Annotated in this window: 25 protein-coding genes; 12 read left to right on the top strand and 13 right to left on the bottom strand. The window is 70.6% G+C overall.

The window, feature by feature from the left end; all coding sequences use genetic code 11:
- Window positions 1-27: 27 nt before the first annotated feature.
- Window positions 28-660: a LysE family translocator gene (locus tag C3481_RS09095; RefSeq protein ID WP_103841745.1), complete on the bottom strand. Its 633-nt coding sequence runs from the start codon at window positions 658-660 to the stop codon at window positions 28-30.
- 165 nt (window positions 661-825) lie between these two features.
- Between C3481_RS09095 and C3481_RS09090 the strand changes: the two genes are divergently transcribed.
- The 5 genes from C3481_RS09090 to C3481_RS09065 all read left to right on the top strand — a co-directional run bounded on the left by C3481_RS09090 (window position 826) and on the right by C3481_RS09065 (window position 6587).
- Window positions 826-1854 (top strand): amino acid ABC transporter permease, encoded by a 1029-nt coding sequence (locus C3481_RS09090; protein ID WP_103841743.1) that lies wholly within the window; start codon window positions 826-828, stop codon window positions 1852-1854.
- Entirely contained in the window at window positions 1851-2618 is a 768-nt protein-coding gene (locus C3481_RS09085; protein WP_103841741.1) for an amino acid ABC transporter ATP-binding protein, read from the top strand. The genes C3481_RS09090 and C3481_RS09085 overlap by 4 nt, the downstream gene beginning before the upstream one ends.
- Before the next feature lie 54 nt (window positions 2619-2672).
- Window positions 2673-3665, top strand: a complete 993-nt coding sequence (locus tag C3481_RS09080) for an ABC transporter substrate-binding protein (protein ID WP_103841739.1) — start codon at window positions 2673-2675, stop codon at window positions 3663-3665.
- 47 nt (window positions 3666-3712) lie between these two features.
- A complete protein-coding gene (locus tag C3481_RS16630; RefSeq protein ID WP_219817647.1) occupies window positions 3713-4792 on the top strand; it encodes a GNAT family N-acetyltransferase in 1080 nt (359 codons plus the stop codon).
- A gap of 187 nt (window positions 4793-4979) precedes the next feature.
- Window positions 4980-6587: a molybdopterin-dependent oxidoreductase gene (locus C3481_RS09065; RefSeq protein ID WP_071918787.1), complete on the top strand. Its 1608-nt coding sequence runs from the start codon at window positions 4980-4982 to the stop codon at window positions 6585-6587.
- A 253-nt stretch (window positions 6588-6840) separates the two neighbouring features.
- Here C3481_RS09065 and C3481_RS09060 read toward each other — a convergent pair whose 3' ends face one another.
- From C3481_RS09060 to C3481_RS09040, 5 genes are all read right to left on the bottom strand, one after another.
- Window positions 6841-8718 carry an FAD/NAD(P)-binding domain-containing protein gene (locus tag C3481_RS09060; protein ID WP_219817646.1) on the bottom strand — a complete coding sequence of 626 codons (1878 nt, stop codon included), beginning with the start codon at window positions 8716-8718 and terminating at the stop codon, window positions 6841-6843.
- Window positions 8715-10040, bottom strand: a complete 1326-nt coding sequence (locus C3481_RS09055) for an NtaA/DmoA family FMN-dependent monooxygenase (protein ID WP_103841737.1) — start codon at window positions 10038-10040, stop codon at window positions 8715-8717. Before C3481_RS09055 ends, C3481_RS09060 begins: the two co-directional genes overlap by 4 nt.
- Window positions 10037-11227: an LLM class flavin-dependent oxidoreductase gene (locus C3481_RS09050; protein ID WP_103842115.1), complete on the bottom strand. Its 1191-nt coding sequence runs from the start codon at window positions 11225-11227 to the stop codon at window positions 10037-10039. The genes C3481_RS09055 and C3481_RS09050 overlap by 4 nt, the downstream gene beginning before the upstream one ends.
- 92 nt (window positions 11228-11319) lie before the next feature.
- Window positions 11320-11883, bottom strand: a complete 564-nt coding sequence (locus tag C3481_RS09045) for a dihydrofolate reductase family protein (RefSeq protein WP_103841734.1) — start codon at window positions 11881-11883, stop codon at window positions 11320-11322.
- Entirely contained in the window at window positions 11880-13181 is a 1302-nt protein-coding gene (locus C3481_RS09040; protein ID WP_071918777.1) for a hypothetical protein, read from the bottom strand. The genes C3481_RS09045 and C3481_RS09040 overlap by 4 nt, the downstream gene beginning before the upstream one ends.
- Window positions 13182-13286: 105 nt before the next feature.
- On the opposite strand from C3481_RS09040, the gene C3481_RS09035 reads away from it, so the two are divergent.
- The gene (locus tag C3481_RS09035; RefSeq protein WP_181021896.1) at window positions 13287-14075 is read left to right on the top strand and encodes an inositol monophosphatase family protein; all 789 of its coding nucleotides are present in this window, start codon (window positions 13287-13289) and stop codon (window positions 14073-14075) included.
- Here the strand turns inward: C3481_RS09035 and C3481_RS09030 are convergent.
- Both C3481_RS09030 and C3481_RS16780 read right to left on the bottom strand, forming a co-directional pair.
- Window positions 14065-15045, bottom strand: coding sequence for a cation diffusion facilitator family transporter (locus C3481_RS09030; RefSeq protein ID WP_258039072.1), 981 nt, complete (start codon window positions 15043-15045; stop codon window positions 14065-14067). The genes C3481_RS09035 and C3481_RS09030 overlap by 11 nt on opposite strands.
- Window positions 15042-15539, bottom strand: a complete 498-nt coding sequence (locus tag C3481_RS16780; protein WP_258039071.1) for a transporter substrate-binding domain-containing protein — start codon at window positions 15537-15539, stop codon at window positions 15042-15044. The genes C3481_RS09030 and C3481_RS16780 overlap by 4 nt, the downstream gene beginning before the upstream one ends.
- Window positions 15540-15681: 142 nt before the next feature.
- On the opposite strand from C3481_RS16780, the gene C3481_RS09025 reads away from it, so the two are divergent.
- Window positions 15682-16968: an adenylosuccinate synthase gene (locus C3481_RS09025; RefSeq protein WP_023953269.1), complete on the top strand. Its 1287-nt coding sequence runs from the start codon at window positions 15682-15684 to the stop codon at window positions 16966-16968.
- Window positions 16916-18145, top strand: a complete 1230-nt coding sequence (locus tag C3481_RS09020) for a beta-propeller fold lactonase family protein (protein ID WP_308457280.1) — start codon at window positions 16916-16918, stop codon at window positions 18143-18145. Before C3481_RS09025 ends, C3481_RS09020 begins: the two co-directional genes overlap by 53 nt.
- A 21-nt stretch (window positions 18146-18166) precedes the next feature.
- On the opposite strand, the gene C3481_RS09015 is transcribed toward C3481_RS09020, so the two are convergent.
- The gene (locus C3481_RS09015) at window positions 18167-19315 is read right to left on the bottom strand and encodes an AI-2E family transporter (protein WP_023953265.1); all 1149 of its coding nucleotides are present in this window, start codon (window positions 19313-19315) and stop codon (window positions 18167-18169) included.
- 87 nt (window positions 19316-19402) lie between these two features.
- Here C3481_RS09015 and C3481_RS09010 point away from each other — a divergent pair, with 87 nt between their 5' ends.
- Window positions 19403-19699, top strand: coding sequence for a chorismate mutase (locus tag C3481_RS09010; RefSeq protein ID WP_023953263.1), 297 nt, complete (start codon window positions 19403-19405; stop codon window positions 19697-19699).
- Between the two features lie 3 nt (window positions 19700-19702).
- Here C3481_RS09010 and C3481_RS09005 read toward each other — a convergent pair whose 3' ends face one another.
- Together C3481_RS09005 and C3481_RS09000 are read right to left on the bottom strand one after the other, a co-directional pair.
- Window positions 19703-20224 (bottom strand): TetR/AcrR family transcriptional regulator, encoded by a 522-nt coding sequence (locus C3481_RS09005; RefSeq protein ID WP_023953261.1) that lies wholly within the window; start codon window positions 20222-20224, stop codon window positions 19703-19705.
- Entirely contained in the window at window positions 20211-20855 is a 645-nt protein-coding gene (locus C3481_RS09000) for an N-acetyltransferase (protein ID WP_052007642.1), read from the bottom strand. The genes C3481_RS09005 and C3481_RS09000 overlap by 14 nt, the downstream gene beginning before the upstream one ends.
- Window positions 20856-21201: 346 nt before the next feature.
- Between C3481_RS09000 and C3481_RS08995 the strand changes: the two genes are divergently transcribed.
- The 3 genes from C3481_RS08995 to C3481_RS08985 all read left to right on the top strand — a co-directional run bounded on the left by C3481_RS08995 (window position 21202) and on the right by C3481_RS08985 (window position 24434).
- A complete protein-coding gene (locus tag C3481_RS08995) occupies window positions 21202-22527 on the top strand; it encodes a glycine betaine/L-proline ABC transporter ATP-binding protein (RefSeq protein ID WP_064955231.1) in 1326 nt (441 codons plus the stop codon).
- The gene (locus C3481_RS08990) at window positions 22527-23450 is read left to right on the top strand and encodes a proline/glycine betaine ABC transporter permease (RefSeq protein WP_023953255.1); all 924 of its coding nucleotides are present in this window, start codon (window positions 22527-22529) and stop codon (window positions 23448-23450) included. The genes C3481_RS08995 and C3481_RS08990 overlap by 1 nt, the downstream gene beginning before the upstream one ends.
- Before the next feature lie 72 nt (window positions 23451-23522).
- On the top strand, window positions 23523-24434 hold the full coding sequence (locus tag C3481_RS08985; protein ID WP_023953254.1) for a glycine betaine ABC transporter substrate-binding protein: 912 nt from the start codon (window positions 23523-23525) through the stop codon (window positions 24432-24434).
- A 50-nt stretch (window positions 24435-24484) separates the two neighbouring features.
- Here C3481_RS08985 and C3481_RS08980 read toward each other — a convergent pair whose 3' ends face one another.
- Together C3481_RS08980 and C3481_RS16520 are read right to left on the bottom strand one after the other, a co-directional pair.
- Window positions 24485-25309 carry a hypothetical protein gene (locus C3481_RS08980; protein WP_023953253.1) on the bottom strand — a complete coding sequence of 275 codons (825 nt, stop codon included), beginning with the start codon at window positions 25307-25309 and terminating at the stop codon, window positions 24485-24487.
- A gap of 131 nt (window positions 25310-25440) precedes the next feature.
- Window positions 25441-25599 carry a hypothetical protein gene (locus tag C3481_RS16520; RefSeq protein ID WP_023953252.1) on the bottom strand — a complete coding sequence of 53 codons (159 nt, stop codon included), beginning with the start codon at window positions 25597-25599 and terminating at the stop codon, window positions 25441-25443.
- Between the last annotated feature and the right edge of the window lie 7 nt (window positions 25600-25606).

Below are 25606 nucleotides of genomic sequence, written 5' to 3'. Positions count from 1 at the left end.
CCTGCACGAGCGAGCCCCGCGACTTCGTCAGCTCTTCGCGCCCGCGAACGCGAGGGTTCCGCCGAGCCCGATCATCATCACGCCGCCCGCGCCAGCGAGCGTCGCCATGCGGCGCGGCGAGGTCGCGAACCACGCGCGTGCCGTTCCTGCTGCGAGCGCCCAGAGGCTGTCGCTCACCACGGCGAGCACCTGGAAGATCAGGCCGAGCGTGAGGAGCTGCATCCAGATCGGGCCGGCGGCCGGGTCGACGAACTGCGGAAGTGCCGCAACGAAGAACGCGATCGTCTTCGGGTTCGTCACGCCGACGACGAAACCCTGAGCAAGCAGGCGAATGGGCGAGGTACGCGCATCCGACGCCGCGCGAACGGGCGCGCGACGGTGGCGGATCGCCTGCACCCCGAGCCACACGAGATACGCCGCCCCAGCGAGCTTGATGACCGTGAACGCGACGACCGACGACGCGACGATCGCGCCCACCCCGAACGCCACTGCGAGCAGCGCAGGGACGTTCCCGAGCGCGTTACCGAGAACGCTCAACACCCCGGCACGACGCCCGAGGGCGATCGACCGGCCGATGACGAACAGCACGCCCGGCCCCGGAATCACGATGATGACGACGGCCGCGAGGAGGAACGCCAGCAGGTTCTCGAGCGGGATCACGAGCGAACGCTATCGCCCCGACGAGTCGCCCGTATTACGCCATGTCTCCGTGCGTGTCGCCGTGTGAGCGGATGCCGCGACGCCGGCGCCCGCACCGCTCTACTGTCGTGCGATCCGCTGCATCCGCTGCATTCGCAGCATCCACGCCGTTCCGAGGAGATCCGCATGACCGACACCGTCTCGCGCGTCGAGCGCGCCGTCGGCGACCCCACGCCGACCGCGCCGCGCGTCGACCTCGGCGACATCCCCGTCGTCCGCACACGGCACTGGTTCCGCTGGGCGATCGCGGCGATCGTCGTGTTCGTCGTCGCGCAGTTCCTGTGGTCGCTCGTGACGAACGAGAACTACGAGTGGGACTACTTCGCGCAGTACTTCTTCTCCGACCCGGTGCTGCAGGGACTCGGCCTCACCCTCGTCTACACGGCGGTGTCGGCGACGATCGGATTCCTGCTCGGGACGGTGCTCGCGCTGGCTCGGCTCGCCAAGTCGCCGCTGCTCAACGCCGCGGCGTGGGGCTTCATCTGGTTCTTCCGCTCGGTCCCCCTCGTCGTGCAGCTGGTCGTCTGGTACAACCTCGGCTACCTGTATCCGACGCTCGGACTGGGCACCCCCTTCACAACCGACTTCTGGATCGTCGAGTTCCCGACGGTGCAGCTGATCAGCGCGTTCGCGGCCGGCGTGCTCGGCCTGAGCCTGCACCAGGCGGCCTACTCCGCCGAGATCATCCGCGGCGGCCTGCTCTCGGTCGACCAAGGCCAGCTCGAGGCGGCCGCCGCCCTCGGCATCCCGCCGCGTCGGCGGCTCAGCCGCATCGTGCTGCCGCAGGCCATGCGATCGATCATCCCCAACGCCACGAACGAGGTGATCGGGCTCGTCAAGGGCACCTCGGTCCTGTTCGTGATCGCGATCCCCGAGCTGTTCTACGCGGTGCAGGTGATCTACAACCGCAACAGCCGCGTCATCCCGCTCCTGCTCGTCGCGGTGGTCTGGTACACGATCATCACCACGGTGCTCAGCATCCTGCAGTACTACATCGAGCGTCACTACGCGCGGGGATCCGTGCGGGTTCTGCCGCCCACGCCCGTTCAGCGTGCGCGTCACTGGATCGCCGTGCAGTGGGCCCGCCTCGGCGACGACGCGCCGGCACCCCGCCCACTCGCGACCAGCCGCGCCACTTCCGGAGGAGAGTCATGACCCGCGGTCTCGTCGAGATCCACAATGTGCACAAGAGCTACGCCGGGGTCGAGGTGCTCGGCGGTATCGACCTCACAATCGAGCCGGGCGAGGTCGTCGCGATCCTCGGCGCGAGCGGCTCGGGCAAGTCGACGCTGCTGCGCACCATCAACCACCTCGAGACGGTCGATCGCGGATCGGTCACGGTCGACGGCGAGTTCATCGGGTACGAGCAGCGCAACGGCAAGCTCTACGAGCTGCGCGAGAAGGCCGTGCTCGAACGCCGCACCCAGATCGGGATCGTGTTCCAGAACTTCAACCTCTTCCCCCACCTGACCGCCCTCGAGAACGTCACCGAGGCGCCCATCGCGCTCGGGCGCCTCTCGAAGGACGACGCCCGCGAACTCGCCCTCGGGCTGCTCGACCGCGTAGGACTCGGCGACAAGGCCGGTCACTACCCGCGCCAGCTCTCCGGCGGGCAGCAGCAGCGCGTCGCGATCGCGCGAGCGCTGGCTCTGAAGCCCAAGGTGATCCTGTTCGACGAGCCGACGAGCGCGCTCGACCCCGAGCTCGTCGGCGAGGTGCTCGACGTCATCCGCGACCTCGCACAGCTCGGCACGACGCTCATCATCGTCACCCACGAGATCGGCTTCGCCCGCGAGGTCGCCGACCGCGTCGTCTTCCTCGATGGCGGCCGGATCATCGAGCAGGGCCCGCCCGCCGAGGTACTCGTCGCGCCGAAGCACCCCCGCGTGCAGGAGTTCCTCGCGAAGGTCCTCGCCTGACATCCCATCCCACCCCTCCACCCGCACCCCACTTTTCGAGAGAGACCCAACAGCATGGCCATCAGTAAGAAGCAGGGCATCGCCGCCGGACTCGGCGTCGTCGCGGTCGCGGCGATCGTCGGCGGCATCGTCACCGCCGTGAACCTCAACCGGCCTGCCGAGGCCGAGGCCGCCGCGCCCGCACCGACGACGGCGAACGTCGCGACCGACGACATCCACTGGGTGCACCTCGACGAGCCCGTCGCCGAGGCCGTCGCTGCCCTCGAAGCGAGCGGTTTCGAGCCGGTCGAAGAGGGGAAGCTGACCGTCGCCCACTCCGCTTACCTGCCGCCGCTCGGCTACATCCCCGAGGGAGAGACCGAGGCCGCCGGAACCGAGCCCAACATCGGATCGCTCATCGCCGAAGCGCTCGGCCTCGAGTACAACCCCGTGGTCGTCGCATGGGCCGACTGGCCCCTCGGCATCCAGTCGGGCAAGTACGACCTCATCACCTCGAACGTCACGGTCACGGAGGAGCGCAAGGAGCTCTACGACTTCGCGAGCTACCGCGAAGACCTGCTCGGCTTCTACGTCCGCTCCGACAGCGACATCGACACGATCGAGCAGGCCGCCGACATCTCCGGTCTGAAGATCGTCGTCGGCTCGGGCACGAACCAGGAGCAGGTGCTGCTCGCCTGGAACGAGGAGCTCGAGGCCGCCGGCGAGGCTCCCGCCGAGCTGCAGTACTACGACGACAACGCAGCCGCGGTGCTCGCGCTGCAGTCGGGACGCGTCGACGCCACCTTCGGCCCCAACGCCACGGCGGCGTGGTCCGCCCGCGAGACGGGCGACACGAAGCTCGTCGGCCTGGTGCCGGGCGGCTGGCCGCAGACCGCCAACATCGCCGCCGCGACCGCGAAGGGCAACGGCCTGATCGAGCCCGTGTCGATCGCACTGAACGCCATCATCGAGGGCGGTCAGTACGACGAGGTCCTCGAGACCTGGGGCCTCGAGTCGGAGCGCGTCGAGACGAGCGAGATCAACCCGCCCGGACTCCCCGCGTCATGAATGGGCCCGCGTCGCGATCGGGTCTCGGTGAGAGGTAGCGTCACCTCGTGACATCGACCGCGACAGCGCTCACCATCCGGCTCGTCCGCACCGAGGAGTTCGCTCGGGCGGGCGAGCTGACCGCTCGCGCCTACCAGCACAGCTACGGCGAACTCTCGGAGCACTACCTCGCCTCGTTGCGCGACGTCGCCGCGCGCGTCCGGAGCGGAGATGTGTGGGTGGCGGTGGACGCCGGCGGGAGTGAGGATGCCGCTGCCGAGCCCGAGATCCTCGGGACCGTGTGGGTCGCTCGGCCCAACCGCCCGCTCGCCGGGGTCGCGCAGCCCGGCGAGACCGACTTCCGTCAGCTCGCCGTCGCACCCGAGGCGCGGGGGCGGGGCGTCGGCGAGGCGCTCACGCGGCACGTGATCGAGCTGGCCCGCGAGCGCGGTTCGCACCGCGTCGTCATGAACAGCGGACCCGAGATGACCGCGGCGCATGCCCTGTACGCCAAGCTCGGCTTCGCACGTCTGCCCGAGCGCGAGGGTCGGATCGAGGTCGAGCCGGGCCGTTTCATCGACCTGCTCGCGTTCGGATACGACCTCGCGCCCGAGCCTGCCGCCGCAACCCGCGCTCCTGCAGGCGCCTCGGCCACGACGTGGCTGTTCGAGCACATCGACTACGACGACCCGCGTGCCGAGGCCCTGCGCGCCGAGATGGACCGCGAGGTCGGCCCGCGCTACGCCGACCGCTTCGACGAGACCGACCCCGAGGCCGCCGCTCGGTCGGCACGAGCGTTCGCCCTCGATCCCGCGACGATCGTGGCGACGGTGCTCGTGACGGATGCCGCGGGCGAAGCAATCGGCCACGGCGCGCTGCGCGACCTCGAGCACGACGGCATCCGCGATCTCGAGATCAAGCGCGTGTACGTCCACCCTCGGGCCCGCGGTCTCGGCGCGAGCCGGGCACTGCTCGCCGAGCTCGAACGCATCGCCCGCGACCGGGGCGCGGAACGCGTCATCCTGCAGACCGGCGACCGCCAGCACGACGCCGTCGTCCTGTACGAGCGCCTCGGCTACACCCCGATCCCGATCTACGCCCCGTACACCGAGTACGCGTTCTCCCGCTGCTTCGCCAAGCCCCTGTAGCCCCGAGCCCCCTGGCACGATCGCCGAGAACGCACCCTCCCGGCGAAGACGCACGGTGCAGGGTGCGTCCTCGTGATGGCGGTGCGTTCTCGCGGCATCGACACCGCCGAATTTCCATCCGTTGCGGGCTCGGCGACGAAGACACTATGCACGGTAGGAGTGATCTGCCGATCGAGAGGCGACAGCGATGGCGAAATCGACCGCATCCGCGAACGAGGCGAAGACCCGTCGCTGGGTCTGGGGCCTCTGGAGCGCACTCGCCGGCGTCGTCAGCGCGGCCGCCTTCCTCGCGGTCGCCGAGCTGATCGCGCTGCTCGTCGCGCGCGAGAGCAGCCCGATCCTCGCGGTGGGCGCCTTCGTCATCGACATCGTGCCGCAACCCCTCAAGGAGTTCGCGATCGCGACCTTCGGCTCGGCCGACAAGATCGTCCTGCTGGGCAGCCTCGCGCTCGCCGTCGTCATCGCCGCGGCGATCGCCGGCATCCTGCAGTTCTTCGTCCGGCCCTTCGGAGTCATCGTCATCGCCCTCGCCGGGGTGATCTCGACCGCGGCGATCATCACCCGAACCGGCGCCAGTCCTCTCGCGTTCGTGCCGCCCGTGGTCGGGACGCTCGTCGGAGTGCTCGTCCTCGTGTTCCTCATCACGCGCCTCCGGCGCTGGGCGGGCGCCGCGGATGCCGCTGATGCCGACACTCCCGCGGCACCGGCCGCCGAGCAGCGCGGCCTCGGTCGCCGTTCGTTCCTCGTCGCGACGGGAGGCGTCGGCATCGCTGCGGTCATCGTCGGCGTCGGCGCACGTCTGCTCAACGCGACGTCCGCGTCGGTCGACGCCCTGCGCCGCGAGCTGCGCATCCCCGAGCCGCGGTCGACCGTCACGATTCCCGACGGCGCCGAGCTCGAGGTCGAGGGCATCTCGCCGCTCATCACCCCGAACGCCGATTTCTACCGCGTCGACACGGCGCTCACCGTGCCCTCGGTCGACCCCACCACGTGGCGTCTCGTCATCGACGGCATGGTCGACCAACGCGTCGAGCTGAGCTTCGACGACCTCGTCGGCATGGGCCTCGACGAGTACGCCGTGACGCTCACCTGCGTCTCGAACGAGGTCGGTGGCGGGCTGGTGGGTAACGCGATCTGGCAGGGCGTCCCGATCCGCGACATCCTCCGCATGGCCGGCCCGCAGTCCGGCGCCGACATGGTGCTCTCGAAGAGCGTCGACGGCTACACGGCGTCCACCCCGCTCGAAGCTCTGACCGACGATGCGCGCGACGCGATCTTCGCCGTGAAGATGAACGGCGAGCCGCTTCCGCTCGAGCACGGTTTCCCGGTGCGCATGGTCGTTCCCGGGCTGTACGGCTACGTCTCGGCGACGAAGTGGGTCACCGAGCTCAAGGTCACGACGTTCGAGGCCGACGAGGCGTACTGGACTCCGCGCGGATACGCGGCCGAAGCTCCGATCAAGTTCTCCTCCCGCATCGACACTCCGCGCACGGGTACCCCGGTGGCGGCGGGAACCGTCGCGATCGCCGGGATGGCGTGGGCGCAGACCGTCGGCATCGAGCGCGTCGAAGTGCGCATCGACGACGGCGACTGGCAGGCCGCGACGCTCTCGACCCCGATCAATGCCGACACCTGGGTGCAGTGGATGCTCGAGTGGCAGGCCGAAGCGGGCACCCACTACGTCGAGGTGCGCGCGGTCAACAAGAACGGCGACACGCAGATCGAGGAGCGCGCCCCCATCGCCCCCGACGGCTCGAGCGGCTGGCAGCGCGTCCTGGTCACCGTCTCAGCCTGACCCCCGGCCAGGTCTCCCCACCCTGCCGTCGACTCGCCATCAACTGCGGATCCTGGCCCCGCCGCATCCGCAGTTGATGGCGACTCGACGGGGCCTTTCAGGTCGGCGCGGGGCGCGCGTGGGGAAGGGATGCGGAGGAGAGGCATGCGTCCCAGGCCCCCGCCCTCCCACACGCCGTCGACTCGCCAGAAAAGGCGCATGCTGACGCCCCCGCATCCGCAATATGTGGCGACTCGACCCCCGGAATAGGGGGTTAGGGGAGGTGGACCAGGGGTAGCAGTGCCGCGAGCACCGCTCCGGCCGTGCGGTCGGTCTGACGGATCGACAGGGCATTCGAGTTCGGGCGGGTGAACGCGCCGCCCTCGGGAAGCGACGTGAAGGCGCCGAGCGCGAACACGGATGCCGTCGGCGCCCCGTCCGCCGTCAGCACCCGGCCGTCCGCGTCGGTCAGGACCCGCAGTCCGGAGCCCTGCCGTTCCGCGAGTGCGCGGAGAACCGGGTTGTCGCTGACGGCGGCCCCCGGCCCCGGCAACCACGCGTCGACGAGACTGCGAGCGACGACGCTGTCCGGCACCTGCGGGCTCGAGGCGACGAACCCGCGCCCCGGTTCGATGTGCACGTCGACTCCCGGCCCGAGGAACCGCACGACTCCCGCATCCGCGAGGGCCAGGAGCTCGCGGAGGCGATGCGGGGGCGGGCCGCTGGCGACGTAGCTGAAGAAGGTGTGCCACCGCACCGGCAACGCGTCCGTGCGCGACCGCTCGTTCCAGCGCTCGGCGGGGATCTCGGCAAGCGCGAGGAACGACAGCAGCGCAGCGAGGAAGACGCCCTGTGCGGCGCTGCGTTCCGGGGTTGTGCGCAGGTGCAGGTCGGTGGCGATGTGCGCGCGCACCTGCTCGTGCGCGTCGTCGCGGTCGTCGAAGGTCGCGTCGGCGAACGGCCGATCCAGCGATGCGACGTCGAAACGGTCGAGGGGGTCGGGGACCGCCGCCGCGATCGCGGCGAGGAGGGCGGGGTCGTCCCACGCGTGGGACTGCAGCACCGTGCGGAAGGTCGGCCAGTCGCCCACGACACGATCGGGATGCCCGGTGAACAGCTCGCGGTAGTGGCCGTGCAACAGCTCGCCCGCGATGAGCGGCCAGACGTCCGCCTCGAAGTCGACCTCGCCGGGCCGCGCGAGCAGCGCATCGATGGCCTCGGGCGTCAGCACCTCGCGCTGGGGCGCATCGCCGCGCAGCGTCGACGACACCTTGGAGCGGTAGGGCACGCCGCGCCGCGAGCCGAGATGCAGGCGCGGCTCGCTTCCCGACGGCACGTACCGCAGCCCGTCGCCGTCGTCGATGAACTGTCCGCCGCGTCCCTGGGTGAGCAGCACGACGAGGTCGACCGCAGCCAGCCCCATGCCGCGCACGATTACGTCCTCTCCGGGAGCAAGACCCGACAGGTCGGCGTCGGCGGTGAAGGCGGGCGGCACGTACCGCAGCCGCTCGCGCCGCGCTTCGGCGACGAGGCCGGCGGTCGCGGCATCCGGTTCACGTCCGTTGTGACCGACCGCGTAGACGACCGCGTCGGCGTCGAGCTCGAGCCCGTTCGCCAGCGTGACCCGGTTCGTCTCGCTCACCTGCACCACCGTGTCGCGGCGCCAGCGCACCGTGACGCCCGGGGGCGCCTCGGTGACCGTGCGTCGGTAGAACCATTCGAGGTAGTAGCTGTGCAGGCGCCGCGTGGGAAAGCTGTCGCCGCGCAGCCCCCGCGCCTCGGCCGCCACCACCTCGTCGTCGATCTCGATGCCCAGGCCGGCCGCGGCCAGCTCGCCGCTGCGCCAGCGCTCGGCCCAGTCGATGAGCGAGGGCCCCGGGCGGATCGGCCCGTCGATCGTGCAGCTGTCGTCGGTGAAGACCGTCACGTCGCGCGCCATCGAATTGAGCTTCAGCAGCGGCGACTGCGCTCGCCGCCAGATCCGGCCACCGCCCGGCGGATGCGGGTCGATCAGCTCGACGTGCAGGCGCGGAGCGCCGACCGCGCGCGCGTCCACCGTGCCCGCCGCGACGCCGAACTGCGCGATGATCCGCTCGAGGAGCATGATCGCGCGCGGGCCGGCGCCCACGAAGACGAGCCGGTGGACGCTCACGCCGGTACGGATGCGGGGGCCGGAACCGCGGCCGGCAGCCCGAGCAGGTCGCGCAGCGTCGCACTCTCGCCGTACGAGTCGCGGTACGACCCGCGCTCCTGCAGGAGGGGGACGATGCGGGTGGCGAACTCGTCGAGCCCGTTCGGCGTCAGATGGCCGACGACGGTGAAGCCGTCGGTCGCCCGCTCCTGCACGTAGCGGTCGATCTCGCCCGCGATGTGCTCGGGCGTGCCGACGAACGTGTGCTTCGCCGTCAGCCGGATGACGAGCTCGCGCACGCTCAGACCCTCCGCCGCGGACAGGTCGCGCAACGAGGCGATGCGCGCTTGCACGGCCTTGTGGCGGTTGGCCCAGCCGCGTGCCGTCTCCGACCCGGTGTCGGGTTCGACGTCGGGCAGCGGGCCGTCGGGGTCGTAGCCGCTGAGGTCGCGACCCCAGACCTGCTCGAGGTAGGTCAGTGCCTGCTCGGGCCGCACCTGCTGAAGCGCGATCTCGCGCGACCGCTCGCGCGCCTCGGCATCCGTGTCGCCGATGACGAACGTCGCGGCGGGCAGGATCTTCAGCGAGTCCTCGTCACGACCCCAGGCGGCCAGGCGGCCCTTGACGTCGTCGTAGAACACGCGGGCCGCGTCGAAGTCCTGATGCAGCGAGAAGATCACCTCGGCGTGCTCGGCTCCGAAGTCGCGCCCGTCGGCGGAGTCGCCGGCCTGCACGATCACCGGGCGCCCCTGCGGCGAGCGGGGAACATCGAAGAGGGCGTCGACGTCGAACTGCGGACCCGCGTGGCGGATGCGGCGGGGCAGCGCCTCGTCCTCGTCCCATGAGTCCCAGAGCTTTTTCGACAGGGCGGCGAACTCCTTCGCGCGCTCGTAGCGGTCGGCGTGGTCGAGGAACCCGCCGCGGCGGAAGTTCGCGCCGTGGAACGCGTCGGAGCTCGTCACGGCGTTCCACCCGGCGCGGCCGCCGGACAGGTGGTCGAGCGTCGCGAGCTGACGCGCGAGCTCGTACGGCTCGTTGAACGTCGTGCTCAGGGTGCCGACGAGACCCACGTGGTCGGTGACCGCCGTGAGCGCCGCGAGGACGGCGAGGGTGTTGGGGCGGCCGAGCACGTCGAGCTCGTGCACGCGGCCCTTGTGTTCGCGCAGCCGCAGGCCCTCGGCGAGGAACACGTAGTCGAAGAAGCCGCGCTCGGCGGTGCGGGCGAAGTACTCGAAGGCCGCGAAGTCGATCTGGCTGCCCGACGTGGGATCGGTCCAGACGGTCGTGCTGTTCACGCCGGGGAAGTGTGCGGCCAGGTGGATCTGGCGGGGTGAACGGCTCACAGGGCGACCTTCTCTCGTGCCGGCGCGGAGTCTTGCGCGGGAGCGGCGTACCTGCTCGCGGGACGCGGCAGGCCGAGTCGGCCGCGCAGGGTGCCCGCGTCGTCGTCTTGCAGCACGCGAGTCGCGCGCAGCAGCGGGGTGAGCCGCTCGGCGATCGCGACGACGTCGTCGGGCTGACGTGCGGGACGCAGCCGCACGCCGTCGATCCCGGTCTCGGCGAGGGCGCGGATGTGCTCGGCGACCTCGGTCGGCGTTCCGGCGATGATCCGCGCGTCGGAGCGGAACTCGGCTCCGGCGAGGTCGTCGAGCCGCGCGAGCGCTTCGCGTGCGGCGGACGATGTCTCCTCGATCAGCACGATCACGTCGGCGAAGACGCGCAGTCGCTCGGGAGAGCGGCGCAGCTCGGCGGCGGCGCCGTCGAGCTCGGCGAGGATCCCGGTGGCCGCGGCCTCGTCGTGGGGCGTGACGAACACGACATCGGCGTGCTCGGCAGCCAGTCGGAAGGGCACAGTCTGGTGCGCGAGCACCGAGATGATCGGGCGGCCCTGGGGCGAGCGGGGCACGATCGACGCGCCGGTGATCGAGAAGAACTCACCGGCGAAGTCGATGTTGTGGATGCGGTCGGCGTCGACGAATCGGCCGCTCGCGGCATCCCGGATGATCGCGTCGTCCTGCCACGAGTCCCACAGGCGTCCGATCGCGTCGGCGACCTCGCCCGCCTCGCGGAACCCGGTCTCGAGGTCGATCTCGTCGCGGCGCCCGAAGTTCGCCCGCTCGGCTGCCGACCCCCCGACGACGAGGCGGACGCCCGCGCGGCCGCGGCTGGCGAAGTCGAGCGTCTGGATGCCGGTGGCCACATGGAACGGCTCGGTGTGCGTCGTCGTGACCGTCGGGATCAGGCCGATCCGGTGGGTGAGCGGCGCGAGCGCAGCGGCCAGCAGAACCGCATCGACGCGGCCGTGCAGGCGCTGCGGGTCGGGGGCGTCGGCGTTCTCGGAGCGATCGGTCAGGGTGAGCGCGTCTTCGATGGTCGCGAAGGTGACGCCCGCCCGGTCGAGGACGCGTACCTGCTCGGTCCAGTGACGCGGTGTGGTGAGCTCGCGTGGCGAGAGGCCCGCGGCGCGCCACGCGGCGGGGTGCCAGCCGGCCCGCTCGAGAGCGACGGCGAGAAGGATGCGGTGAGACATGAGCCCACTGTCGACCTCACCCTCGGCGCTGCCAAGGGCGCGCGTCATCCGGCGACACCTGTCGTAACCGGAGTTCGCGGCGGGAGCCCGGGTCAGGCGCTGCGGAGCCGATATCGCGTCGCCACGGCCCCGGAGCGGAACGCCGTGCGGTCCACGGGGTCGAGTTCGATCTGCCGGTCCAAGCCGGCGAGCAGGGTCGGTCCGCGCCCCGCGACGACGGGATGCACGAGGAACTCGAACTCGTCGATGAGGCCGAGGTTCGCCAGGGCGGTCGGCAGGGTCACGCCGCCGACCCACAGCCCGGTGCCCGGCTCGGCCTTCAACGCGCGGACGGCTGTCTCGAGGTCGCCCGAGATCAGCTCGGCGTTCCAGTCGGGGTCCGCGAGAGTCGACGACACGACGAACTTCCGCGCGCCGTCGATGGCCTCGGCGAACCTGACCTCGGCGTCATCCATCCAGGCGGGCCACTCGCCCGAAGGCGGCCGCCGCCAGGCCGCCGCCATCATCGCGTACGTCACCCGCCCGAGCAGCAGCGCGTCGACGCCGGCCATCTGCGCTGTCCAGAAATCCATCGATTCCTCGTCGGGCGGCAGGCCCGCCTCGTGGTGGCAGCAGCCGTCGAGCGTCACGTTGATCGAATACCGGAGAGGTCTCATGTCGCATCCCGCCTGCGGCGGATGACGCCGCGACGCCAGTCTGAACCTGCGGGCATCGATATGCGAGGAGTCCAGGCCAAAAGCACGGCGAAGACGACGCGCGTCGCGAGTAGGACCGACCAGATGGCCTCCGCCGAGCCGGAACGCGTGACGGCGAGCAGCGTCAACCCGGGGCCGGCCACCGCCCCGTAAGCGATCCCGAGGGCGGGCAGCCCGGCCGCCGTCGACAGCGCGATCTTCCGGTAGGAGTAGAGAACGCCTGCCCACGGTTCGATGAGCAGCTGCACGGCCATCATCGCTATGAGCAGCCAGCCGAGCTGGTCGAAGACCGGTAGGGCGAGGCGCGAGATCGCGAGCGCCACCGCGATCGCCGCGAGCAGGACGAAGCAGTTCGTCTGGACCGTCGACAGACGCATGGCGTCCTCGCGCTCGCGCCCGCGCTCGGCGATGACGAATCGCGCCCCGACCACGCCGAACTGCTTCAACGGGACGATGACCGAGCGCATCACCGCCACCGAGAGCGCGACGACAGCGCCGTCTGCGGGGGAGTGCGCTGTGGCCACCAGGATCGCCGCGGTGAAGGTGACCAGGAAGACCAACCCGTCGACCGACGCAGCAGCACGCTCGCCGAGCGAGCGGACCACCGCGACGGGGTGCGCGAGAGCGTCTCGCGTCGCCGCCGCGAACATGGGCCACGAGATCATGTCCGCCCGCGCGAGCTGGGATCCTCGTACCAGCGCTCCCAGGATCGACGCGACCGACGTCGTGGCCCCGACCGCCGCGACGGCAGCAAGCGGTGAGACGCCGAGCACGACGACGACCGCCGCGACGGCCGCTTTCACGAGCGTCCCGGTGACCGCGGTGATCAGGTTCGTGCCATCGCGGTGCAGCGCCTGGAACGCGCCGTTGAAGACGAAGCCGATCGGCGTGAGCACCGTCGCCGGGATGGTGGCGATCCAGTACGCGGCGAAGAACCCGCCCGCGTCCGAGCGGGAGAGCACCGGGCTGAGCAAGGCGATCGCGATCGATGCGAGCAGCAGGAGCATCGCTGCCCCGACGGAACCCGTCAGCTCGCCCTGGAGGGAGCGTCCCGCCGTGCGTGCACGAATGGTGGTGACCACGAAACCGGATGCCACGACCGTCACGATCGCGGCGGTCGAGCCGCCCAGCCCGATCGCCGCCTGCACGTCGTCGGAGTAGGCCGTCGCCATGATCAGCAGGATGACGACGCTGCCGATCCCCGGCAGGAACATCGCGGATGCCGCCAGAGCGGCCCGCCCCAGATAGTCGCGCCTCACGAACTCGATACTGTCAGTGACCCGATGGGTTCAGACAGTGGTGGAAGCTGGTCCGCCGATTCCGGCATCTTCTCGCTGTCAGTGGCGCCCGCTAGCGTCAGATGGATGGATCTCCAGCGCGCCGCAGACCTCGCCATCGCCCTCGCACGGGAGGTCGGTGACTTCGCCGTCGCAGAGCGGGCGACCGCCCGCGTCCACGCGAAGGGCGACCGCGCCGACCTGGTGACGCACGTCGATCGCGAGGCCGAGCGCCGGATCGTCGCGGCCCTCCGTCGCGAGTACCCGGACCATGCGATCCTCGGCGAGGAAGGCGGCGAGCAGGGCGCGGAAGGCAGCGAGTGGCGCTGGCTGATCGACCCGCTCGACGGCACGCACAACTACGTGCTGGGACTCGACGTGTACGGCGTCTGCATCACGCTCTGCCACCACGAGCGACCGGTCATGGCTGTCGTGCACGATTCACCGCGCCACCGCACCTTCTGGGCTATCGAGGGCCGCGGGGCGTTCTCCGCCGGCGCTGCACCCGACGCCGGAGCCGCCCCCGACCGCCTCCGCGTCGACGCGGAGGGCGCGCTCGCTCACGCGACCGTCGCGTTCACGCAGGGTTACGGCGTCGGTCATGACGACCCGCGCCGCAACCAGCTGTTCGACCGCCTCGAGCGCCGCACGAAGCGGGTGCTGCGCAGCTGGGCGCCGTCGTCCGACTGGGCGCTGCTCGTGACGGGCGGGCTCGGCGCCCTCGTGGCCTACCGCAACGAGATCTGGGACCTCGTCGGCGGCGCGCTCATCGCGACCGAAGCGGGCGCCGAATCCTGGTCCTCCGCCGACGGCGACCTCGTCGTGGTCGGCCGACCGGATGTCGTCGCGGCGCTGCGCGAGCTCGTCACTCGCTGACCGGCACGACGATCGGCAGTTCGCGGACGAGCACGAGCACGATGTCCTGCACCTTCCAGTCGAGCTCGACGCAGCCTTCGCGGGCAGCCTCCAGCTCGTCGAGGCTCGGCATGCGCCCGTCGCGCGGCACGACGAACGACTCGACGTGGAACACGTGCCCCTCGTCGCGCACCCGGCTGCCCGCGGCCGACACCCAGGGCAGACCTGCGAGGTACGCGTCGATCTCGCCCGCGAGCGGATGGGGCTCGGCCTCGTCGAACGTCGTGGCGCGCGCGTCCATGAGATCGACGATCGCGGCCCGCAGGTTCTTCAGTCCGTCGCGCAGGATGCCCGACGCGATGAACAGCGCCGCCGCCGCGTCGAGCCACCACAACCCGAGCCCGATGCCGGTGACGCCGACGATCGAGCCGACGGCCGTCATCCAGTCGGCTTTGTTCATGTCGGCATCCGCGTAGAGCACCTTGTTGTGCAGCTCACGCGCCAGCTTGAGCTTCGCGCGCCCGAGGAGGACGGGCGGCACGGCGGTCATCGCCATGACGCCGATCATGAGCCACCCGAGCCAGATCGACGCGCCGAACAGCTCGACCGTCCCGATCGTCGGGTGTTCGCCGCTCAGCAGCCCGATCCCCGACTCGACGATCAGGTAGGTGCCCATCGTGGTCAGGGCCACGGCCGCGACCAGGTGGCCGACCCCGACCGAGCGGTGATAGCCGTACGGATGCTGGAGCGTCGGCCGTCGACGGTTGACCCGGATAGCGATGAGGAACGCCAGCGGCGGGATGAACGACAGCAGGTCCTCGATCCACGCCGCCTTCATCGCCTGCGAATTGCCGAGCACGAGGAAGACGAGGGTCACCGTCACCGCGAGGAACCCGATGGTGATCCACTCGAGCCGCACTGCGCGGCGCAGCACCTCGACCTGACGTTCCGGCAGCTCGGTCTGCCCGAACCGCACCTCCGACCGGTTCACAGCTCGCCCGCCTTCGCCCGCTCCGAGAGGAACGTCTCGAGGCGCGAGAGGAACGCGTTCTCGCCGAGCGGCACGAGCATGACGACCATGAGCGTGCTGCCGTCCTTCGCCGTCGCTTCGGCGTAGGGGCGGGTGACCCCCGCCTTGTCGGTCCACGGCGTCTGGTCGGTGATGCCGCCGGCGATGAGGTCGAGCCCGCCGTTCTCGAGCTCGCGCACCAGAGCCTCCTCCGACCCGACGGTCCATTCCACGTCGGCGTCGAGTGACTCGGCGAAGGCTCGGATCGCGTCCGGCTCGCTGCCCCGCGGCTCGTCGCCGTCGACCTGCACCCACTCGCCGTCGGGGGAGACCCCGGCCCGCAATGTGCCGCCCTCGACCGAGGCGAGCGTGCCCGACGGGTCGGTCGGGATCGAAAGCCCGCACCCCGCGAGCGCGAACGACGATGTCAGCAGCAACAGGACCGCGCCGACCGCTGCGGCGAGCCGGTGGTGCATGAGACCCTCCTCCTTGCGTGTCTGATCGATACATCCGATCTGCGCCATCACCCTGGCGCGCGCGCCGCGATCTCCGTAAGGGGGTTGCGTCCGTGTCGATAGGATGGGGTGCAATCCCTCCTCGACAGAAAGGGAGATCCGCATGCCGGGAATCGTCATCGTCGGCGTCCAGTGGGGCGACGAGGGCAAGGGCAAGGCCACCGACCTGTTGGGCGACCGCACCGACTGGGTCGTCAAGTTCAACGGCGGCAACAACGCCGGGCACACCGTCGTCATCGGTGACGAGAAGTACGCCCTGCACCTGCTGCCGAGCGGCATCCTCTCGCCGGGCGTCAACGCCGTCATCGGCAACGGCGTCGTCGTCGACCTCGAGGTGCTGTTCGCCGAGCTCGAGGCGCTGTCGGCGCGCGGGCTCGACATCTCGCGCCTCAAGGTCAGCGCCAACGCGCACCTGATCACGCAGTATCACCGCACGCTCGACAAGGTGACCGAGCGCTTCCTCGGCAAGCGTCAGATCGGCACCACCGGCCGCGGCATCGGGCCGGCCTACGCCGACAAGATCAACCGCGTCGGCATCCGCGTGCAGGACCTCTTCGACGAGAACATCCTGCGGCAGAAGGTCGAGGGCGCCCTCGACCAGAAGAACCACCTGCTGGTCAAGGTCTTCAACCGTCGCGCGATCACCGCCGATGAGATCGTCGAAGACCTGCTCTCGTACGCCGATCGCCTGCGTCCGATGGTCTGCGACACGGGCCTGCTGCTGAGTGAGGCGCTCGACAACGGCGACGTGGTCGTCTTCGAGGGCGGCCAGGCCACCATGCTCGACGTCGACCACGGCACGTACCCCTTCGTCACGTCGTCGTCGGCCACCGCCGGTGGCGCCGCGACCGGGTCGGGCGTCGGCCCCAACCGCCTCGACCGTATCGTCGGCATCGTCAAGGCATACACGACGCGCGTCGGCTCGGGTCCGTTCCCGACCGAGCTGTTCGACGAGAACGGCGACTTCCTCCGCTCGCGCGGGTTCGAGTTCGGCACGACGACCGGCCGTCCCCGCCGGGTCGGCTGGTACGACGCCCCGATCACCCGCTACGCCACGCGGATCAACGGCATCACCGACCTCGTGCTCACCAAGCTCGACATCCTCACGGGGCTCGACCGCATCCCGGTCTGCGTCGCGTACGACGTCGACGGCGAGCGGTTCGACGAGGTTCCGGTCAACCAGTCCGACTTCCACCACGCCAAGCCGATCCTCGAGTACTTCCCCGGCTGGAAGGAGGACATCTCGACGGCGCGCACGTTCGACGACCTCCCCACCGCGGCCCAGGAGTACGTGCTGGCCCTCGAGAAGATGAGCGGCACCCGCATCTCGGTGATCGGTGTCGGGCCCGCCCGCGACGCCGTCATCGTCCGCCACGACCTCGTCGACTGACGTGCGGCTGCTGCTCGGCGGCTACACCGCCGACATGGGCGGCGAAGCCGCCGGCATCGGGCTGCTGCACGCCGGCGATCCCGACGGTGCCACCGCGGACGGTCAGCTCTCGCTGCGGCCCGAGGTCGTCGCCGCGTCGTCGCCGTCGTGGGTGGCCCGCCACCCGCGCCTCGACGTCGTCTACGCGGCTCTCGAGTTCCGTGGCGAGGTGCAGGCCTACCGGCGCACCGGCCTCGACGCGTGGACGCCGCTCGGCCGCCCCGTCGCGGCGGGCGAGGCGGTGTGCCACGTAGCCGTCGCCCCCGACGGAGCATCGCTCGTCGCGAGCTGCTGGAGCGACGGCCGCGTCGTCCGCATGAGCGTCGACGCCGCCGGCATCCCCTCAGCGCCCGTGATCGCGCCCGCCGCCGTCGACCCGTATGGGCCCGACGCACCGGCCGAGCCCACGGTGGACGACATCGACCTGGCCGCCGCTGCGCGGGCGCTCCGAGAGGCGGCCGGTCCTGAGTTCGCCCATCTGGTGCCCGGCTCCGACGCGCCCGCCGCGCCGCATCCCGGTCCCGATCAGGATGCCGAAGCCCCGCGTCCGTCGCGATCTCACCAGGCGCGGTACCTGCCGGGCGGCCTCATCGTCACGACCGACATGGGCCTCGACCTCGTGCGTTTCTGGCGTGACAGCCCGCGCGGGCTCCGGCTCGTCGAGCAGGTCGCCCTGCCGCTGGGCAGCGGGCCGCGCCACACGCTCTGGCACCCGAGCGGCCACCTGTACGTGCTCACGGAACTCTCGCGCGAGGTGTTCGTGCTCGGTGCCGACCGTGAGGGGCGATGGCGGATGCTATCGGCGACCGGCCTTCTCGGCGCTCTCGACGACGACACCGCCGCGGAGATCGCCATGACGCCGGACGGCGAGGCCATCTATGCCGGTGTCCGTGGCAGCAACACCCTCGGTGTGCTGCGCGTGCGCGACGCCGGCGACCGGCTCGAGCAGCTCGCCCTCGTCGATGCGGGCGTCGACTGGCCGCGCCACCACGTCGTCGTGCGCGACACCCTGCTCGTCGCCGGGCAGCTCTCGAGCGAGGTCGTGTCGATGACACGTGACCCCCGGACCGGCGTGCCCGGTCGCGTGCGCCACCGCGTGACAGCGCCGAGCCCGACCTGCATCCTGCCGGTCGCGTGATCGCGTGCCCCGCCGCGGGGCTCAGTGGGGCAGCTTCTTGGCGTCCTGACGCGGGATGACGATCTGGTTGATGATCAGCAGGATCGACGCGGTGACGGGGATCGCGACGAGGGCGCCGAGCAGGCCGAGCAGCGTGCCGCCGACCAGCGCGCCGATGACGACGAGTGAGCCGGGCACCGAGACCGTGCGGTTCATGACCCGCGGCGTCAGGACGTATGCCTCGACCTGCATGTAGAGGAGATACACGGCTGCGAAGATGATCGCCTGCACCGGCGCAGTCGGGTTCGTCAACAGGGTGATGACGGAGGCGCCCACCCAGAAGATCACCGTTCCGACGAGGGGGATCAGGGTGATCGCGAAAGCGAGCACGGCCATGAGGGCCGCGAACGGGACGCCGAGGATGGTGAGCACGATGAAGGCGAACGTCGCGTTCATGAGCGCGAGCACGACCATGCCCGACAGGTAACCGCCGATCGACTCGGTGATCTGGCGGGTCATGTCGGCGACCGTGGCCCGTGACCGGGCCGGCGAGATGCGCACGAGCGCGTTCTTCATGCGGGGCAGCGACGCGAGGAAGTACAGGCTCAGCACGAGCACGATGATCGAGCCCGAGATAGCGGTCACCACGTTGACGCCGACCTGCAGCAGGCCGCCGCCGATCGCGGCGATGTTGGAGGGGTTGGTGACGAAGCTCTGCACCTCATTGATCACGTCGCTCAGGCTGTCGCCGAAGGTGTCTTCGGCCCATCGGACCGTCTCGCTCTTCAGCACATCGTTGACGATGTTAGGCACGTCCTTCGCGAACTGCTCGACCTGGCGCACCACCGGCGGCAGGACGACCCACAGGATGCCGGCGATGATGAGCGCGAGCGCGGCGAACGTGATCACGATGCCCCACGCTCGCGGGATGCCGCGGCGCACGAGGAATCGCACGACCGGGTCGAGCGCGAGGGCGACGAACAGGGCGATCGCGACGTAGATGAGGACCGTCGACAGGCTCGAGATCGCGAGGCCGAGCACGATCGCGGCGAGAGCGCCGAGCGCCAGGAAGAAGCCCGCGGCGAACGGGCGGGAGAGCGCGCCCCAGATGGGCTGGTCGCGTGTGGCCTGCTCGGAGACGGGGACGGTGGGGTCCGCGGGCGCGGGGCCGGTCGAGCGAGGCTTCGTCATGGTCACACTCTAGAGGCGGGGTCGGCGCTCCGTGAGGGGCGGGGCGGAGGCCGTCGAGCAGATAGGGTCGGCGGGGGAGGAGCCACCATGACCGACGCCACGACCGAACTCCATCGCCTGCGCGCGAGCATCGACAACATCGACGCCGCGCTCGTCTTCATGCTGGCCGAACGGTTCCGCTGCACGAAGCAGGTCGGCGAGCTCAAGGCGACGCACGGCATGCCGGCCTCCGATCCTGGTCGGGAGGAGCGGCAGATCGCCCGGCTGCGTCGTCTCGCCGAGGAGGCGGATCTCGACCCCGAGTTCGCTCAGAAGTGGTTCGGGTTCGTGGTCGCCGAGGTGATCCGCCACCATCGCATCGCGGCCGAGGACATCGCCGACTGAGTCTCAGTCGCCGGGAGCCGCGAGCTGCCGGATCGATTGCTCGATCGCCGCGCGCTGAACCGCGTCGAAGTCGAGGAACCCCGTCGCCCGGCTCACCCACAGCCCCAGTGCCGCTGCCACGGCGGTCAGCTGCGCGGGCGTGGCGTCGTCCGGCTGCAGCCAGTGCGCCCGGATGCGATGCCATTCGTCGTGCATCCGCCGCCCGCCGATGGTCTCGACCGCGAGGCGCAGCTCGGCCGGTGTGGCGTCTCCTTCGAGCATGCCGGCCACGAACGCGGCGAATCTGTGCGGGGGATCGTCGGGTTCGTCGGCCGCATGGGATGCCGCCGCCTCGGCCCAGCCGTCGATCAGCCGGCCCGCGACAGCCTCGAGGATCAGCTGCCGCGTCGCGAAGTGATAGACGATGCCGCTCTTGGTGAGACCGGTCTGCGCCGCCAGGTCGTCGTACGTGACCGATTCGGCCCCGGAGGTCGCGAACAGCTCGACGGCCGCGTCGATGATGAGCTCGCGGTTACTCGGCCGCACGGGGTGCTCCACTCGCCGCGGTGTCACCGGCTCGCCACATCGCGAGCGGGCCGGCGCCGTCGGGCCAGGGCAGCCGCGTGAGCGGAACGAAGCCGTGCCGGCGGTACAGCGCGGTCGTGCGGTCGTTCGACGACTCGAGGTAGGAGGGAGAGCCCTGGGTGTCGATCAGCTCGAGCCGAGCTGCCAGCAGGGTTCCCCCGATGCCGCCGCCGACCGCGTCGGGCGCGACGCCGACCGCCTTGAGGTACCAGTGCGGGACGGCGGGCCGGTGGGAGTCGATCGCGTCGGACACGCGGAGGGCGCGCGCGAGGCCCCCGATGCCGATCGCACGGGCGTACTCGGGCAGGGCGGCCGTGCGCATGCCGGTGTCGCCCGGACGCGACCACACGGCCACCCCGATGAGCGTCCCGGTATCGGGATCGCGAACGCCGTCCACGGTGCCGTTCTGCAACGGGCCGCCCAGCAGGATGGCGCGGAACAGGCGGTGGCGCGCTCGCTCGTCGTGCGCGCGCTCCTGCAGCAGCGCGCGCGTGGGGGCATCGTTCGCGAACGCGCGGGTCAGCAGGTCCGCCGCCACGTCGATCTCTCCGCGGGTGACAGGGGTGACGGTGCGGGACGTCGTACGGGTCATGCCGTAACTGTACGTGCACTGCACATACAGTTGTCTGTGAGTCGACTGTCCATTCGGGCGCGTGCGCGCGCGTTTATCCGAATGGCCGGTCAGCGGTCAAATCCTCGGTTCGATTTGCGACCTCCCTGTGAACGTGAAACGTTGGATGAGGCCCTCCGCGGGCCACTACCCGACCAGTCCGCGGTCGCTGGTGGCAATCTCCTGAGGTTCCAGACCGGCGAGCGTATGGTCGGCGGCCTGTGCTCGTGGGTCCGACATCCGCAGCCGAGACGCCGTCGCGAGACGCGCCGAGAGGTCGCCACCCGGGCGTAACCGATGCAGCCTGCACCGGCTGCCGAGGTGACCTGTGACCAGTCCGTCTTCTTCGGGGGAAAAGACGTCCCCCGCTCTCGAAGCCAAGAATCTGTACAAGGTCTTCGGGCGCAACCCGAAGTCCGTCGTCGAGAAGCTGCGGGCCGGCGCCCAGCGCAACGAGATCTCCGACGCCGGGACCGCCGCCGTCATCGACGCCTCCTTCACCGTCCAGCCCGGCGAGATCTTCGTCATCATGGGCCTGTCCGGCTCGGGGAAGTCGACCCTCATCCGCATGCTCAACGGCCTGCACGACGCCACCGCAGGAACGATCACCGTGAAGGGCGACTCGATCACCGATGTCGCGCCCGCCCGGTTGCGCAGCATCCGTCGCGAGCGCATCGCGATGGTCTTCCAGCACTTCGCCCTGCTCCCGCACCGGACCGTCGCCGCCAACGTCGCCTACCCGCTCGAGCTTCGCGGCGTCGGCAAGGTCGAGCGCCTCGCGAAGGCCGAGGAGATCCTCGCCCTCGTCGGGCTCGAAGGCTGGGGCGACAAGCTGCCGTCGGCGCTCTCCGGCGGAATGCAGCAGCGCGTCGGCATCGCCCGCGCGCTCGCCGCCGACAGCGACATCCTGCTCATGGACGAGGCCTTCAGCGCGCTCGACCCGCTCATCCGGCGCGAGATGCAGGAGCAGCTGCTCGAACTGCAGCAGAAGCTGCAGAAGACGATCATCTTCATCACGCACGACCTCAACGAGGCCATGTTCCTCGGCGACCGCATCGCGGTCATGCGCGACGGCCGCATCGTGCAGATCGGCACGCCCGAAGACATCCTCACCGACCCGGCGAACGACTACGTCGAGCAGTTCGTGCAGGACGTCGACCGCGCCCGCGTCCTCACGGCCGCGAACGTCATGGAGCGGCCGCGCCCCGTCGTCGCCGAATCCGCCGGTCCTCGCGTGGCCCTCAAACAGATGCGGGATGCCTTCATGTCGGCGGCCTACGTCGTCGGGCGCGACCGCAAACTGCTCGGTGTCGTCACCGACCGCGACGCCGTCAAGCTCGTCCGCCGCGGCGAGTCGGCGCTGTCTTCGGTCATCAAGCCCGCGCCGCAGACCGTCGGCCAGGACGAGGTGCTCATGAACCTCTTCGTCCCGGCCGTCGAGTCGCCGCTGCCGCTCGCCGTGACCGACGCGGAGGGGCGCCTCGTCGGCGTCATCCCCCGCATCACCCTGCTCGCCGCCCTCGGCCCCGGGCCCGGCGCGACGGAGGAGATCACGATCCCGCTGCAGCCGATGCCGCAGGCCGCGATCGATGAGGTGCTCGCGGAGGCGACCGCCGTCGACGGCGCCGCTCTCCAGAACGGGGAGGTACGCTGATGGATGGGTTCCGCATTCCGCTCGGCCAGTGGGCCGAGGTCGCGGTCGATTGGATCCGCGACAACCTCTCCTGGCTGCTCGGCGCGGTCTCGACCGCGGTCGGCTGGCTGGTCGGCTCGCTCGCCGACCTGCTGCTGAGCGCACCGATCGTCGTCGTCATCGTCATCGCGGCGCTGCTGGGCTGGTTCCTGCGCTCGTGGAAGTTCGCGATCGGCACCGCGATCTCGTTCGCGATCATTCTCGGCGTCGGCCAGTGGGTCACCGCGATGCAGACGCTCGCACTCGTCGTCATCGCGACGCTCATCGCCGTCGTCATCGCCGTTCCGCTCGGCATCCTCGCTGCGCGCAGCGACCGCTTCAGCGCGATCATCAAGCCCGTCCTCGACCTGATGCAGGCGATGCCGGGGTTCGTCTACCTCATCCCCGCGATCGTGTTCTTCAGCATCGGCTTCGTGCCGGGTCTGGTCGCGACCGTCATCTTCGCGCTGCCGCCGGGCGTGCGTCTGACCGAGCTCGGCATCCGCAGCGTCGACTCCGAGACCGTCGAGGCCGGGCACGCGTTCGGCGCGACGCCAGGGCAGATCCTGCGGGGCGTGCAGCTGCCCCTCGCGATGCCGACGATCATGACGGGCGTCAACCAGGTGATCATGCTCGCGCTCTCGATGGCCGTCATCGCCGGTATCGCCGGTGCTCCCGGCCTCGGCAAGGAGATCGTCCAGGCGATGTCGACCGTCAACATCGGCACGGGTGTCGAGGCGGGCCTCAGCGTCGTCATTCTCGCGATCTACCTCGACCGCCTGACCTCGGCCCTCGGTGACATGAAGGGCCAGAAGGGCTCGATCCTCGGCGTGATCGGCCGCCGTCGCACCGCGGCCGCCGCCGCGACCGCCGCGGAGAAGCGCGAGCTCGCCCCGGCTGCGTGAGCCGCGGCATCCCGAACGTATCCTCCCTGCACCACCCATACGGAACGAATGAATCCATACGGAAGGCACACGATGAACAAGCGACACCTCACCGGGATCGTGGCGCTCGGCGCCGCGGCATCCCTGGCCCTCGCCGGCTGCGCGAGCGGTAACCAGGCCGAGGGCGGCTCTGGCGAGAGCGGCGACAGCAAGGGCACCATCACGCTGGGCTACCTGCCCTCGTGGACCGACGGCCTCAGCACGGCGTACCTGCTCGAGAACCAGCTCGAGCAGCTCGGCTACACCGTCGAGATGCAGGAGCTCACCGAGGCGGGCCCGCTCTACGCCGGTCTCGCGCAGGGCGACGTCGACATCTACCCGTCGGCCTGGCCCGAGCTCACCCACGCCTCGTACATGGAGCGCTACGGCGACCAGATCGACGACCTCGGCGCGTACTACGACAACGCCAAGCTCACGATCGCCGTGCCCGAGTACGTCGACATCACCTCGATCGAGGACCTGGCTGCGAACGCCGACCGCTTCGGCGGGCAGATCTACGGCATCGAGCCGGGCGCCGGGCTGACCAAGCAGACCCAGGAGTCGATGATCCCCGAGTACGGCCTCGACGGCACGTACGAGCTCGTCACCTCGTCGACCGCGGCGATGCTCACCGAGCTCGACACCGCGATCGCTGCGCAGCGCGACATCGTCGTGACCTCGTGGCGTCCGTTCTGGGCCAACGAGCGCTACGGTCTCAAGGACCTCGAAGACCCGCGCGGCGCGATGGGCGACACCGAGGCGCTGCACTTCCTCGCGACGTCCGGCTTCGCCGACGAGCACCCCGAGGCCGCCGAGCTGATCGGCAAGATCAAGCTCGACGACGAGCAGTACGCCGCGCTCGAGGACATGGTCGTCAACCAGTACGGCGAGGGCAAGGAAGCCGAGGCGATCACAGCCTGGCTCGAGGAGTACGGCAGCCAGGTCGACGGTCTGCAGACCAGCTGACCTCGTCTGAGTGACGACGAAACCCCCGGGAGCTGCTCCCGGGGGTTTCGTCACTCCGGCCGGTCGCCGCGCGACGGGCGGTCGCGCCGCATCCGGTTCCACATCTCGGTCGACCGGGTGATGGCGCGTTGCGCGTTATCGAGGAGGTCTTGCGCGACCTCGGCCCAATCGGGCGAACGGTCGTCGGGCTCGGGAAGCTCGCGAGGCGTGCCCTGCCGCGCGGCGCGCTCCGCGGCGTCGAAGGCATGGGTAGCGCGCCGGACGGCTTCGCGATAGGCGCTGTAGTCGGCCGGAGCCATGCGAACCTCGCGCGAGGCCGGTCGCAGCCACGACGCCTGCTGGTGCTCGCGCAGGAAGAGGTCCATCGGCGGCCAGCGGGCGTCGAGCATCATCGGGAATCCGATGGCCTTCGCGGCATCGGTCTCGTAGTCCATCCACCGCGCCAGCAGTGCGTCGTGCTCGGCCATCAGCCGGGCCAGCGGCATCCGGTCGACCTCCTTGCGCGACGCGGGCATCATCGCGCGCGCGGCCTGTACGCCTGCGCGCCGCGCCTTCAGCTCGGCGACGGCGGCCCGTGCCTGGCGCTCGGCGATCTGCAGGCGACGACGGGCCTCGGGCACCGCACCCGCGGTCGCCCGGGGAGTCGCCTTCTCGGCCTGCGCGCGCATCAGCTCGGCGCGCGCGACCTTCAGCTGCGCGCGGGCATGGGTGACGCCCTGCTGCGCGCGGCGGAGGTCCAGCTGGGCGGCATCGAGCTCGAGGCGACGCTGCGACGGCCGTCCCCGGCGCAGGCCGGCCCAGCCGAGGGCGCCCGCGCTGGCTCCCGCCGGCGCGATCCACCACCACTCGGCCGCGAGTGCGAGGATCGGATCCACTTCTTCAGCCTACGCACCTCGACGCGCCGCGTCTTCGAGCCAGCTGGGGATACACCTGTCGGACTGGTGGTGCTGGTGTGCGGTCGAACCCGCCGTGAGGCGACACCAGCCCCACGGGTCCTACGGATGTATCAGCCGAAGAGCAGCGCGAAGACCGTCGAGCCGCCGCCCACGAGGATGAGCGAGACGATCGCGACCCACGCGGTCACGCGCAGGCGACGCGAGCGCCCGCGCGCGAAGCCGGCGTACTCGTCGTCCTCGCCCTGCGGCGTCAGGTCGCGCCCGCTCATGCCGCGC

The sequence above is a fragment of the Microbacterium sp. Ru50 genome (genome assembly GCF_002920555.1).
Lineage (GTDB): Bacteria > Actinomycetota > Actinomycetes > Actinomycetales > Microbacteriaceae > Microbacterium > Microbacterium arborescens.
This window is presented reverse-complemented; position numbering and strand designations above follow the sequence as displayed.